The sequence below is a fragment of the Dyadobacter psychrotolerans genome, from assembly GCF_004349265.1.
Taxonomy (GTDB): Bacteria; Bacteroidota; Bacteroidia; order Cytophagales; family Spirosomataceae; genus Dyadobacter; species Dyadobacter psychrotolerans.
In genome coordinates this window covers 890,735-904,116 of record NZ_SMFL01000001.1, presented here as the reverse complement: position 1 = coordinate 904,116, position 13,382 = coordinate 890,735, and the positions used below count along the sequence as shown (strand labels likewise).

Below are 13,382 nucleotides of genomic sequence, written 5' to 3'. Positions count from 1 at the left end.
AATGAAAATTTCCTCTAAAATGATTTAACGGTTGCTTAACCGGATAAACGGTATTGAATCGCACCCGTTTGCCCGGTTTACTTAACTCGATTTTGCTTTTTGTGGAACAGCTACTTAACTCCTTTCACTTTCATTTTTAGACCATAAACAGCTCTTTCAGCCGTGATAAAAAGCAGGTCACGGTTTTTGCCGCCGAAACAAACATTTGCGGTCCAGCCTTTATGTACGGGGAAATGTGCGATTTTTTCTCCGGTTTTATCGAAAACAGTTACGCCGTCGCCGGTGAGGTACAAATTCCCTTCTTCGTCCAAAATCATTCCGTCTGAGCCTTTTGACACAAAAAGCGTTTTATTCGTCAGTGAGCCATCTTTTGAAATATGGTAAACAAACGTTTTGTTAGCTCCGATATCTGCAACGTAGAGTTTTTTGCCATCCTTTGTGCCAATTATACCATTGGGTTTTTTTAGCTTATCATCAACACGAACGAGTTTTTTATGGTCCGGGCTAAGGTAATAAACATGTTCGCCGTCCTGTTGCATAGCCGGATCACGTTTCCAATAGTCTCTTTTGTACAACGGGTCAGTCATGTAAATACCGCCTTTTTTGTCAATCCAAAGGTCATTGGGACCATTTAACAGCTTGTTGTCATAGTCTTTTACAAGCACAGTCGCTTTGCCGTTTTTATCAAATGACCATATCTGATTATCTTCATCGGCGCAGGTTACAAGGTTGTCTTTTGCATCAAAATACATACCGTTGGATCTTCCGGCTTTGTCAGAAAATGTACTGAACTTACCCGTTTCAGCATCCCAGCGAATGATTGTGTTGTTAGGTTGGTCGGTGAAGAAAACATTTCCCTGTTTATCTGCCACAGGGCCTTCTGTAAATTTATACCCTTCTCCAAGTTTTTCGACCTGGGCACCAGGTGCTACTATTGACTTTGAATCCATAATTTGTGCTTTCAGTAAAAGCGGCGAGAAAAATACCGCTGCTACAATTTTAATAACTAAACTTCTGGTTGTTTTTGGCATGAGTTATATTCCTGTATTGAAGATGACTTAAAAAGCCTGCCAGGATGCGTTTATTACTGGTGAAGGGAAAGAATAAACCATTGCCTTTTGCATTTATTGGTTAATGAAACATTATTACCGGAATCATTCTGGTTGGTTTCATTTTTCTACACCGGCAATCCACTCCTTAATCACCTGTTGCAGATTTTTCTCTTTTGATTTAACGTCATCAATGTCTTTAAAATGAACTAGCCGCCGGCCATCTTTGTAATCTCCTTCTAAAAAACCTGATTTATCATTTACTTTCGCCCCCGATGGAAACACCAGCAGGATTTTTCCTTTGTTGAGGTTTAAAACCACGATGTCTCTTTTGTATTCCTTCGGATCGAAAGGTTTCATTTCACCGGTGTAATAAAAACTCGGACTGTTCCACTTAATTTGTTCTGCGATTTCCTTATCCGCTGATAGAATAACCTTTCTGATATATTCAACTGTTTCTGCTATTTTCGGATCCAGCTTTTGAATGTGTGCTGAAACCTGGTCCTCGTCAGATAACTTTGATGACTTCGCAGGAATCTTCTTTTTAACTTTTGATTGTGCTATTTCAATATTTTCATCCACCCTGAATTTTACAATTCTACTAACCAAATCCACAGGAATCGGCTGATCCAATGGGAATTGCACCGAGCCTTTTGCATTTTTATAAATAGATAGTTCTTCCTTAAAAATCTTAATTCCTGATGGAGCCGGATAAAACCCTATGTGATTTTTATAACCTGCAAAATGTACCAGATTACCTTGCAGAGTGAAAGTGGGCATTGCATAATTGATTACTTCTTCTGCGTCAGGTGCGGCTTTGCTTATAACGGCGCGAAGCTCTTCCAGTTTATCCTGTGTTTCTTTTGGGAAACCAGAAATGTAGTTGTTGACTTCTGGATTTTTTTTCATGTTTTTATTGACGAGGTTATCTTTAACAAGTGAATGTTTTTGAATATATACAAGACACTATTGCAAGCATAAACCGGACAAAACAGCAAAATTTTCCAAAATGTTTCACTTCCCGTTTGTAGCCGCAATTCCCCTTCTTCGTCCTTTCAGCAACCTGTAATTCCGGTGCCCGGCCATGGATATATCCAGTTTTTCGAACATCCCTTTGTCCTGAAATGCGAACCAGTTGGCTTTTAGTAAATACAAACTGACATAAGATGCCGGATGTGCAGATATAAACTCACCGGTTTTGTTCATCAAATCCTGTTTTTCTGCCAGCTGTTTTTCAACCCAGTAATTCAGGCTGTCTGTGTCGTTTTTTCTACGTGCTTCTTTTTCCCCGACAGAGAAAACTTTGAGTCTTTTATCCGAAGGCATCTGAATTCTTTCACTGAATAACTGCCAGTCAGGGTTGCTTCCCGATTTTGTTACTACAGATTGCGAAAGATCAACGGTATCCAGTTTTATCTGTGTGCCTGATTCAAGAAAGAAAAACAGCGATCCGCTGACCTGGGAAACGTGGAGTTGATACAAATCGGGTAAAAGGTCCTGAGCAAGGTCAAGATGAATGGTATCCGAACCCAGCTTTACGGAATGCACGATTGCGGCGAAACCTTTTTCGCGGGTCAGCAAAACGGCTTTACGTCCTCTTAATTCCCTCGGACTGACCAGCGATAAGTTTACTTTTTGGGAATATGTAGATGAGTTTGTAAAAAGTAGAAAGGCAGGTATCAGAAAATATTTGAACATGGTCTGTTACCTGGTTTTGGATTTTACTACTTCATCAATATTATTGAGCAGCGATTGTGCCCCGGTTGTATCATGCAGCAATTGCCAGATCATGATACCGCCTGCTTGTTCAGCTGCAAGTACCGCCTTTTTTCTGATGGTAGGAATGCCATTGTAGTAAATGATTCCACCGTTTAAAGTTAATTCATCTGACTGAACACCAGACGGATAATTTCGCAGAACCTCTTTCCAGGAAATACTTTCCGGAGCAGTGCCGCCAAAACCATATCCATAAAACGGTACACCGAGACTTAATTTTTCTTTTGCAATTCCACGGATATTTGTCCAATAATCCAGGTCAGATACCGCCATTTTGTAGGGTGCATGCTGGCCGCTTCTGGCTGGGTTCCAGGGGCCGGTTTTGTCATAGGACATGATATTTACGAAGTCAAACTGCTTTAAAGCTTTATCGGTAAACTGGTCTTTGTAAACGGTCGCAATGGCTGCGGTTATCATTTTATTTTTTTGTTTTAATGCTGCTGCCAGATTAACGACAAACTGTTCATAATTAGCATCAATTAATCCGCCTTCCAGATCGACATCAATTCCATCCAGATCGCTATCAACGGCCAATCTTACTAAATCAGCTATCAATTTGACTTGTTTTTCACCGACTAAAAACGCCGGATAATAGGCAGGTGCGCTTCCGCCGCCAATGGAAGCCATTATTTTTACTTTTTTGGAATGAGCAATTTCTGCTGCCGCTTTCAGATTTTCAATACCTATTAGTTTTCCGGTTGAATCCGGATTGATAAAGGCAATATTCAAATGGGTAATTTTAGAATAATCAATGGAATTGGCGCCCAAAAGCAGGTTTTGCTGGCGGGGTAAATAGCCGATAACGCGGAAGGTTCTTCCCTGACCAATAATTGCCAAAGGTTTTTTACTGCACCCTGAAATGATCAATACGGCAAAAATGAAGAATCTGATCCGGACATATTTAAAGTTTTTCATCGGGTTATCTCACTTTCATCTTGTTCACTTCCTCAATGGTCAAAACCTTATAATCGACATTCAATCTTTTAGCATTTTCTTCAACTGTCTGTTCAAAACCGGCTTCTTTTCGTCTTTTGTTTACATTCACAGGATCTATAATGGGCCAGATAATCCATGTCCATTCTGCTTTTCCGGTTGCTTTATTGATGGCGCTAAATCCGCTCGCCTGCGTTCCGTAGATCTGCTCTTTTTCATTTTGCATAAGCGAACGGTCCTTCATCATTGCAAATAATCTAAAAGGCAATTGATTTTCCTTCGCTGCCTTCTCAACAACAGGTAAATACTGATCAATTTTTTCAGAATGCTGGATCACGTAAAATACAGCTTCATTGGCAGGAGAGCCTACCAGTGATTCACCGGGGTATCCATATTGTTTCACAATCGCGTCGATTCTGGTTATATTGGATTCATCGACTTCTGTTTGTAACGTCCAGAGATGGTCAGATAACCGCTCTTTCTGAACATGGTAAACAGCCGCAAGGGAATCTGCTTCTTTTGGTTTCTGAGCGATTGAGAGTAATTCCCTATATTTTTGGTCAAGTACATAAATGCTATCTAACTCCTTTTTTAAAGGGATATTAATTGTTTGAGCAGCAAGTTGAAAGCCTGCGGTAAGAATAAGGGCTAAGGTAAAGACAAACTTCATCAGCAAATCGGGATTGATTTAGGTAATGAATATAGGTTATTTATTTATAAAAATCTTTGCACCGCCCTTCCGGATCGATTCGTAAACTGCGTCTACGACGATCATATCTTTAAGCCCTTCATGTCCGGTAACATTTGGATCAGGCTTGTTATTTAAAATGCAATCTGCAATTCCATCCATCTGGTAAGCCTGATGATTTACGTCGGGTTGGTTGATCGGGCCAAGATGTGTATTTCCCCGGATAGGCCCGTAACCAAAGGCCGGGACCATTTCAGCCCAGCCTTTATCGCCCATTAAATGCAGTCTTTCGCCATGGTTGAAGTTATAGGTACAGCCGCAATTGGCAATAATTCCACTGGGAAAGCCGAGTTGGAAAGTGATCGTTTCATCAACGTCTTTAAATTTAACCGGATCTGTTTTGCTTTCCTGTGCAGTCACCCAAACAGGTTCTTCTCCAGTGCTGTAACGTGCACCATTCAGTGCATATACGCCCACATCCATCATTGCTCCACCACCGGCCAATTCTTTTTTCAATCTCCATTGCGTAGGATCCCCGATCTTGAAACCCATAAAATTATTAACGTGCATAATTTTGCCAAATTCTCCCGCTTCGCGCATCCGGATTACTTCACGCGTATGAGGTTCAAAATGAAGCCGGTAACCAATATAAAAACGCACGCCCGCTTTTTCACAGGCAGCAATCATTTCTCTCGCTTGTTTGGCATTGTCGGCTACCGGCTTTTCACAAATGACATGTTTGCCTGCCGCCGCGATTTGAAGTACATGTTTATGGTGCAGGGAATTGGGTGTTGTAACATACACCAGATCTATATCCGGATTATTTTTTAACTGGTTTACCGTGTCGTAATTGTAAACATTTCCGTCAGGAATTCCGTATTTCTGTTTCCATGTATCCACTTTTGAAGGCGTACCGGAAATAACGCCGGTTATTTTTGCCAGTTTACATTCCTGCATTCCTTTTGCAACAATATTGGCATAACCACCCAAACCCATCATCGCCACACGTAATGGTTTATCCGCCATTGGTATTTTTGCAAAGTCTGAAGCGGCCGCGGGCAAACCCGACAGAGCAGTCACTCCAAGTCCTAATGAAACTTTTTGAAGAAAATCACGACGGGAATTCATAGTTGCAGTGTTAAGATTATTCAGGAAATAGTTTCTGTTATTCTGAAAAGGGAAATTAATCCCGAATCTCCTTTAAGTGTTGTCAGCACATCTACAGCTGAGCATGACGAAGAGAGCAAAAAAAAGCCCCGAATGTAAATCCGGAGCTTTTAAATTTATACGTTGAAGTGTTATTTTACTGCAAGTATTCTTTCCGATTGCTGTTCAGAAAGTTCGAAAAACTTCGTTTGTTTTTCGCCTTTGCTGCTGATTTCAATTTCATATTTACCGGATTCCAGATCGTCAACATTTAAGGTACGGCCAAATTTCTGGCTGCTTTTGTTTATTGTTTCACGATATACAATTTCGCCCTTTTCGTTTCTCAGCAAAATCGTAGTGGAAGCATCGACATTGACTTTGTTCACAAGAACATTGATTTTTCCGCTTTTGGTAGAATAGATTCCTGTTCCAAATCCTGCTGCTTTTTTGGTTTCTTTATCTTCTGCGTTCGCAGTAAAAGAAGCAGATGCAACAAGTGCTAATGCGTAAACGAAGGTTTTGATTGAATTTTTCATGGCTATATTTATTTTATTTGTGAGCCGCCTTAGCGGTGATTGTTATAACTAAAAGAACAGAACAAATATAAGGGCTATGGCAGGTACTATGTATAACAAAGTACATGAGTGGTCAGCGATTATGACCAGTGGCAAAAATGAAGGTTAGTAAATTTTTTGAAGAATAACGTTCTAAAGAAGTAAGAGAAAGAATGCTTTTTTTGACCCCTTCAAAGTGGCTTTTTGATATAGTCGGACTTTGGCGAAAGAAGAATGAATGCGGTAAAAAGTTGACCTCTTTGAATTGAATCAGGTAAGTATTTTCACTTCAACATTTTTTTTCAGGGCAGTAAGAAGTTCTTTCTGCATACGTACCAGTTCTCTGAGTTGATCCACTTCCTGTTCTTCACCAGGTTTTTTTTCAGGTTGATTGGAATTATTTAGGTCAGAATGAGAAATAACAAGCGATTCAACATCTGTATCCAGCAGCGTTGCTATTTCAAATATTTGTCCCCAGGTCAGGGAATTTTGATTTTTACTTTCGAGTTCATCGTAGGCTTGTGCAGAAACTGATAATTTCTCAGCCATGTACTCCTGAGAATAGCCTTTTTTATTTCGGGCTAAGCGTATGTTTTCGCCAATTCGTATCATGTGTAGTATTTTTTTTATAAGCTCTGTTTTATTAGTTCTAACACGTTACCGACGCCGGAAATTTCATATATGACAAGTACATAAATATAAATAAATCATACCAGGAAAAACCAAAATAATTATTCTTGGGTCACCGTTAATTAAAGGTTCTGATTATAATTACAAGACTGTCAGATGTTTAAAGGGAATTAGGTTTGGTGTACACAACAGAAAAGGCCCCGGAACTAAATCCGGAGCCTTTCTGCTTATCTGGTTTGAAGTGTTTATTTGATTGCTAAGATTCTTTCCGATTTTTGCTCGGATACTTCGAAGGTTTTGGTTTGCTTTTCACCTTTGCTGATTACTTCGATTTCGTATTTACCGCTTTCCAGATCATCCACATTTAATGTCCGGCCGAATTTCTGGTTGTTTTTGGCAACTGTCTCGTGGTATACCACTTCGCCTTTTTCATTTTTAAGTAAAAGGGTCGTTGCTGCATCAGAAGAATTTTTGGCTACCAACACATTGATTTTTCCACTTTTGGTAGAATAAATGCCCGTTCCGAATCCGGCAGCTTTTTTGGTTTCTTTATCTTCAGCATTTGCAGTGAAAGCAGTTGCAACAAGCGCCAATGCGCAAACGAAGGTTTTGATTGAATTTTTCATGGCTTTTTATATTTTATTTTTCTGGCTGTTATAATTAAAAGAACATGACAAATGTAAGGGCTATGGAAGGTACTATGCATAACAAAGTACACGAATGGTTGTTGTTTGGTGACGAACGGAAATTATGAGCTCCGGGCAATTAAACGGTCATAAAAAGAGCTCCCGGTTTTGCCGGAAGCTCTTTTGGATAGTAAAAAGAAAGTTGTTCTATTCCTTTTCAATGAAGTCCATATCTTTTGTAAATGTTTCCTCAATGAAATAAAGGGCAAGTAAAGCCACTGCACTGGTAGCTACACCAATCAGCAACGCGCCCTGAATAACACCCAAATCCGGTTTGAACTGAACAAATAATGCGGCAAGCGGAATAGTTGCTCCGCGAACAAAGTTGGGAACCGTTGTTGCCACCGTAGCCCGCAGGTTTGTACCGAAAAGTTCTGCTGCTATGGTGATGAACAAAGTCCAGTAGCCGTTACAAAAGCCGAGCATGGCACAAAGGACGTAAAAGGAGAATAGATCAGTTATTGGTATCAGCAGGTAACCAACAACCATTGCCAGTGAAAGAATGATGAACAAGCCAATCACTTTCTTTCTGCTTTTCATATACTGACTGAGTAATCCACTGACAATATCACCAAAAACCTGTCCGGAAAATGCAAGCATTACTGCCTTTCCTGCATTAATTCCTTCAATTCCCTTTGCAATACCAAATTCCGGAGAAAAGGTGATCAGGATACCAACGACAAACCAGATCGGAAGTCCGATCAGGATCGCCATCAGATATTTGGAAAGGCGTCCCCAGTTTGTGAGAATCATCAAAATGTTTCCGCGGTCAACTGATTTTTCTTTCACTTTGTCAAATATGCCGGATTCGAAAACATTAAACCTGAGTACCAAAAGTACAAGGCCCATGCCGCCACCGACAAAATAAGAGATTCTCCAGGCAAACAAATCAGCAACGAAATAAGCAAGGATAGCTCCTAAAACACCCAGAGTCGCAACCAGGGTAGTTCCGTAACCTCGAATTTCCTTTGGAAGCACTTCGGTAACCAGTGTAATACCGGCTCCAAGTTCCCCGGCAAGCCCGACGCCGGCAATAAATCTCAGGATAGCGTACTGATCCATCGAAGTCACAAATCCGTTGCCAATATTGGCAAGAGAATACATGATAATAGATCCGAACAAGACGGAAAGACGACCTTTTTTATCGGCGATAATTCCCCAGAGAACTCCGCCGATAAGCATACCGGCCATCTGATAATTTAACAAACGTATACCTTCCGTAAGCAATTGATCCGTGGGAACGTTCAATGCTTTCAGACTTGGTACACGTACCACACTAAAAAGAAAAAGGTCGTACATGTCGACCAGATAACCAAGTGCAGCCACAATAACCGGCACTTGTAAAAGTTGCGAAAGTAAAGACGGACGCGATTCGGAAGTGATGGACATGGTTTAGGGAGCTATTAGCTGCGGACAACAGGGCGAACCAATGCTGACTTTAAGCTAAGGTTAGGAAATAATATTCTTGGCTGTTATGCCAAATTCTGCATCGGATGTCGGCAATCGGCTTTCAGCCAGGCTTTGTCAAAGTCTGTCGATCAGCATTCCTCCGTCTACGCCGATAACCTGGCCGGTCGAGTAGGGGAAATCTCCTCTTGTAAGTGATGCTACTGCTTTGCCAACGTCTTCTGGTGTTCCCCAGCGAGGTTGTAAAGCAATTCCGCTTTGAAAAAGGTTGTCATATTTCTCCTGAACTTTGGAAGTCATATCGGTTGATATAATTCCCGGACGTATCTCATAGACCGGAATGTTGTATTCGGCAAGCCTGACAGCAAATAACAAATTCGTCATGGCGAGACCTGCTTTTGAGATACAGTATTCACCTCTGTTGATAGAAGCAACGGTTGCTGAGATGGAGGTTACAAAGACGATGGAAGCATCAAAAGCATGGTTGTTCTGCTTTGTATGTGCCATTCTTTTGGCAACTTCCTGAGTCAGAAAAAACGGGCCTTCAAGGTTGGTAGTCATTACTTCCTGATAATTTTCAGGCGTAGTTTCCAGAATATCCAGTCGCACTCTTGGTGCAATGCCGGCATTGTTTACCAACACATTGATATTACCAAAAACAGAATAAGCCTTTTCAACAATGGCTTCCCGGTCGGCTGCATTGGCAATGCTTCCCTGACAATACAGTACTTCTGCTCCAAGTTCTCTCAGCTGATCGAGTGCTTCTGCTGCACCGGCTTCATCACGAACGCCGTTAATAGCCAGGTTAAATCCTTCTTTTGCCAATGCCTTAGCAATTCCGAATCCAATTCCACGGCTTCCTCCTGTAATTAAAGCTGTCTTTTTCATTTGATGTCTGATTAGACTTTCCAAGTTTTTAAAACTTGGAAAGTCTAAAATTTAATATTACAAAGCCTCAATATTGACCCACTGGCGTTTTTCCCAGCTTTCAATTCCTTTTTCTGCCAGCTGAACACCGCGTGCGCCTGCTTTCAAATCCCATGGGAATGGTGTGTCCTTTACGATATGTTTCAGGAATAGCTCCCATTGTGCTTTAAATGCATTGTCAAAGTTTTCCTGTTCCGGTACTTTCGACCAGCCTTCGAAGAACGGAATAGGCTGCGCAATGTCCGGATTCCAAACAGGTTTTGGTGTATTTCCGTAATGCTGGATATAGCAATCACGAAGGCCCGCAACGGCAGAACCATGCGTTCCGTCCACCTGCAGAGTGAGCAGGTCATCGCGGCGAACACGAACGGTCCAGGAAGAGTTGAATTGCGCAATCACATCCCCTTCAAGTTCGAAAGTTGCATAACATGCATCATCGGCGGTACAGACGTATGGTTTTCCGTTTTCGTCGATTCGTTCCGGAATGTGTGTTGCACCCAGGCATGATACTGCTTTCACAGTTCCGAAAAGGTTGTCAAGAACATAACGCCAGTGGCAAAGCATGTCGACAATAATTCCGCCGTCATCTTCTTTACGGTAGTTCCATGAAGGGCGTTGTGCAGGAATGCTGTGTCCTTCAAATACCCAGTATCCGAATTCTCCGCGAACAGAAAGGATTTTCCCGAAGAATCCGCTTTCCATCAAACGCTTTAATTTTAACATGCCTGGCAGCCAGAGTTTGTCCTGCACTACGCCATTTTTTAGGCCGGCAGCTGTTGCCAGTTCGTAAAGTTCAAGAGCTTCTTCGGTGGTTGTTCCCGTAGGTTTTTCACAATAAATATGTTTTCCGGCAAGAATAGCTTTTTTTACAGCCGGAGCTCTGCGGCCTGTAACCTGAGCATCGAAGTAAACCTGATATTGCGGATCGGCAAGTACGGAATCAAGGTCGGTTGTATATTTTTTAACACCTGATTGTTTACACAGTGCCTGTAATTTGCTTTCATTACGTCCTACCAGAATAGGATCAGGCATGATGACTTCATCAGCTGAAATTTTAACACCGCCTTGTTCGATGATCGCCTTGATGGAGCGCATTAAATGCTGGTTGGTTCCCATACGGCCGGTAACGCCGTTCATGATAATGCCAATGGTATGAGTTGTCATTTTTAGCAGTTAGTTATTAGTGATTAGCTTTTGCGAAGCACTTACTTCGCTGACGGATATTTTGTATTAAACTTTCTCTACGAAAGCATCTGTAATTTCCTTTAAAAACAGGTGCTGGTCTTTGGCCCAGTGTATATTGGAAAATATTTCTACTTCACAAAAACCTTTAAAGCCGGTATCTTCTACCCATCCACGGATTTTTTTCAGGTCAATGCAGCCTTCGCCCATGAGTCCCCGGTCGTTGAGCATATCGATGGTGTTCACTTTCCAGTCGCACACATGGTAGGCAAACAGATTCCCGTTTGCTCCGCAGCGGGCAATTTCCTTTTCAAGATCACCATCCCACCACAAATGATAAACATCGACCGCAACTCCTACAAACGGCGACTGAAAGGATTCCGCCATGTCATTAGCCTGTGCAAGCGTATTGATCGCAGAACGGTCTGCGGCATACATGGGATGCAGTGGTTCAATGGCAAGTTTTACTTTCAGTTTTTCAGCCAGTGGCAAAATGGCCCCGATACCTTCACGAATCTGTTCCCTGGATTTTTGCATGGATTGATCGGGCGAAGCACCGCAGACCAGCACGATCATTGGGGCGCCCAAAGCAGCGGCTTCTTCCAGTAATTTTTTATTGTGGTCAATGGCCTGCGCTCTTCCGGCGCTGCTGGTATGCGGGAAAAATCCGCCGCGTACATAAGAAACGATTTCCAGGCCTGCCTGGCGGATGATCTCACCCGCACGGTGCGGACCGATCCCTTCCGTGGCATTTTGCCAAACACTTATTCCTTTTACTCCGGCTGCTGCGTAATGATCCACTGATTCCGGCAGGCTCCATGGCTTGGTGGTAATCGTATGAATACAGCAACGATCCAGCGATATGTTCATTTCAGGTATAAATTAAAAATGATAAATTAAGAATTAAGAATTAAGAATTTACTGCTCGCATAATTCTCCCTTCTTCCCTTTCCTCCCCAACCTTATTTAACCGCCCCTAAATAAGCATAGTATGGCAACCCTTTATTGATCCGATGCAGATACAAGGCAACTTCTCTTGCATGATAATCACCCCACATGCTGGATTCACCACATGCGATTTTTTGTCCGGCAGGAATATTATCCCAACCGTTTGGCTGATGATAAATCGAATGCAGGATTAATCCCTGGTGTGTCGGATCTGTGGAAAGATAAGGCTCGGCAAAAAGACTGTCCACTGCTGTGAGGCCTGCCTGCCAGTAGCGACTGCCGTCTTCATTTTTATCGTTCAGATATTTGCCTAATCTTAAAAGTCCCTGCGCACCGATCGCCGTGGCAGAACTGTCTATGGGTTCAAATTCATTGTAAGGATCTGAAACGCGGGATGTGTAATCACCCAGTTTGTAAAGCTGGGGAGCGCCGGTATCCCAGTAAGGAATACCATCGGCTGCTGTGTTATCAATATAAAAATCACAAGTGGCTTTTGCTGCTTTCAGGTATATTTTTTCTATCTCTGCACGGCCGCCAAGCGAGGCAAGTTCTTCATCGGAAAAACTGGAAAGAGATTCAAGCTGTTCTGCAAAACCCGTCATTGCCCAGGCAAGTCCGCGTGTCCAGGTGGTAAAGCCTGAAAAGCCCTGTTGGGAGTTGGGGCAGCGGAAATTACCGTCATTGGTATTAAAAACACTTTCATGCGCAGTACGTCCCCATAAATCGTAGCTATCTCTTCCCTCACCATAAAAAACAGAATATTTAGCAGTTGCGAGTGAATGATAGGTGCCTCTTTCAAGCAGACTGGTTTTTACATCATTTTCGCCCATGAGGCTGTGGCCCAGCAAATGAGAAACCATCAAAGCCCGAACCGAACGAATGGTATCAACGAAAAGTGAATGCGGTCCATTGAAGGAATGGATAAAACCTTGTCCGCCTTTAATACTGGTCCAGCGATGTGCCTGCACGGATCCTGAAACCTTGAGTGCAACTTCATAGAAATTTCTTTCCCAGGCATTTTCTTCAATACGGCCTTCATTCATCAGACGAAGCAGATTGCCGTAGGTACTCACATTGTTAAACCCATGATCATGCACACCAAAGTGGCTAACGTGCGATGCCATGTTGTTAACCGTGTTTTTTCTTGCACTTTCCAAAAATGATTCGTCACCGGTGGCATCAAATTGCAAAACTTCCGCACCATACTGAAAGCCCTGTGTCCATTCTGTCCAGCCACGAAGGGTATATTTGCCATTTACAGTGAACACCGGCGTGCCTTTTGAATTATCATACTCTTTGGAAATAAGTCTGATTTTTTCTCCTGAAAGCTCCCACAATCTGTCAATTTTAGACTGAAGAGATGCGGCTGTAAGATCGTTGCGAATCTGCATAAGTTATCAATAGTATTATTTAGCCTTTTTATTTTTGGATAATACAAAGATATTCTCGTGCTATT

Annotated in this window: 14 protein-coding genes; all 14 read right to left on the bottom strand. The window is 42.1% G+C overall.

Annotation, left to right across the window (positions count from 1 at the left end; genetic code table 11):
• Nucleotides 1-110: 110 nt before the first annotated feature.
• Nucleotides 111-1,031 carry an SMP-30/gluconolactonase/LRE family protein gene (locus E0F88_RS03805; RefSeq protein ID WP_310589676.1) on the bottom strand — a complete coding sequence of 307 codons (921 nt, stop codon included), beginning with the start codon at nt 1,029-1,031 and terminating at the stop codon, nt 111-113.
• Between the two features lie 138 nt (nt 1,032-1,169).
• A complete protein-coding gene (locus tag E0F88_RS34650; protein WP_165939983.1) occupies nt 1,170-1,958 on the bottom strand; it encodes a DUF1801 domain-containing protein in 789 nt (262 codons plus the stop codon).
• Nucleotides 1,959-2,063: 105 nt separating this feature from the next.
• Nucleotides 2,064-2,747 carry a DUF4369 domain-containing protein gene (locus E0F88_RS03795; RefSeq protein WP_131956751.1) on the bottom strand — a complete coding sequence of 228 codons (684 nt, stop codon included), beginning with the start codon at nt 2,745-2,747 and terminating at the stop codon, nt 2,064-2,066.
• Nucleotides 2,748-2,753: 6 nt separating this feature from the next.
• On the bottom strand, nt 2,754-3,740 hold the full coding sequence (locus E0F88_RS03790) for a glycosyl hydrolase family 18 protein (RefSeq protein ID WP_131956750.1): 987 nt from the start codon (nt 3,738-3,740) through the stop codon (nt 2,754-2,756).
• A 4-nt stretch (nt 3,741-3,744) separates the two neighbouring features.
• Nucleotides 3,745-4,428 (bottom strand): DUF6624 domain-containing protein, encoded by a 684-nt coding sequence (locus tag E0F88_RS03785; RefSeq protein ID WP_131956749.1) that lies wholly within the window; start codon nt 4,426-4,428, stop codon nt 3,745-3,747.
• 36 nt (nt 4,429-4,464) lie between these two features.
• Entirely contained in the window at nt 4,465-5,574 is a 1,110-nt protein-coding gene (locus E0F88_RS03780; RefSeq protein ID WP_131956748.1) for a Gfo/Idh/MocA family protein, read from the bottom strand.
• A 170-nt stretch (nt 5,575-5,744) separates the two neighbouring features.
• The gene (locus E0F88_RS03775; RefSeq protein ID WP_131956747.1) at nt 5,745-6,128 is read right to left on the bottom strand and encodes a T9SS type A sorting domain-containing protein; all 384 of its coding nucleotides are present in this window, start codon (nt 6,126-6,128) and stop codon (nt 5,745-5,747) included.
• Nucleotides 6,129-6,416: 288 nt separating this feature from the next.
• Nucleotides 6,417-6,758, bottom strand: coding sequence for a helix-turn-helix domain-containing protein (locus E0F88_RS03770; RefSeq protein WP_131956746.1), 342 nt, complete (start codon nt 6,756-6,758; stop codon nt 6,417-6,419).
• A 263-nt stretch (nt 6,759-7,021) separates the two neighbouring features.
• On the bottom strand, nt 7,022-7,402 hold the full coding sequence (locus tag E0F88_RS03765) for a T9SS type A sorting domain-containing protein (RefSeq protein WP_131956745.1): 381 nt from the start codon (nt 7,400-7,402) through the stop codon (nt 7,022-7,024).
• 207 nt (nt 7,403-7,609) lie between these two features.
• Nucleotides 7,610-8,851, bottom strand: coding sequence for an MFS transporter (locus E0F88_RS03760; RefSeq protein WP_131956744.1), 1,242 nt, complete (start codon nt 8,849-8,851; stop codon nt 7,610-7,612).
• Nucleotides 8,852-8,986: 135 nt separating this feature from the next.
• Nucleotides 8,987-9,757: a 3-ketoacyl-ACP reductase gene (locus E0F88_RS03755; RefSeq protein ID WP_131956743.1), complete on the bottom strand. Its 771-nt coding sequence runs from the start codon at nt 9,755-9,757 to the stop codon at nt 8,987-8,989.
• A 57-nt stretch (nt 9,758-9,814) separates the two neighbouring features.
• Nucleotides 9,815-10,960, bottom strand: a complete 1,146-nt coding sequence (locus E0F88_RS03750) for a Gfo/Idh/MocA family protein (RefSeq protein WP_131956742.1) — start codon at nt 10,958-10,960, stop codon at nt 9,815-9,817.
• Nucleotides 10,961-11,026: 66 nt separating this feature from the next.
• On the bottom strand, nt 11,027-11,848 hold the full coding sequence (locus E0F88_RS03745) for a sugar phosphate isomerase/epimerase family protein (RefSeq protein WP_131956741.1): 822 nt from the start codon (nt 11,846-11,848) through the stop codon (nt 11,027-11,029).
• Between the two features lie 92 nt (nt 11,849-11,940).
• On the bottom strand, nt 11,941-13,317 hold the full coding sequence (locus E0F88_RS03740; protein ID WP_131956740.1) for a glycoside hydrolase family 88 protein: 1,377 nt from the start codon (nt 13,315-13,317) through the stop codon (nt 11,941-11,943).
• Nucleotides 13,318-13,382 lie beyond the last annotated feature (65 nt).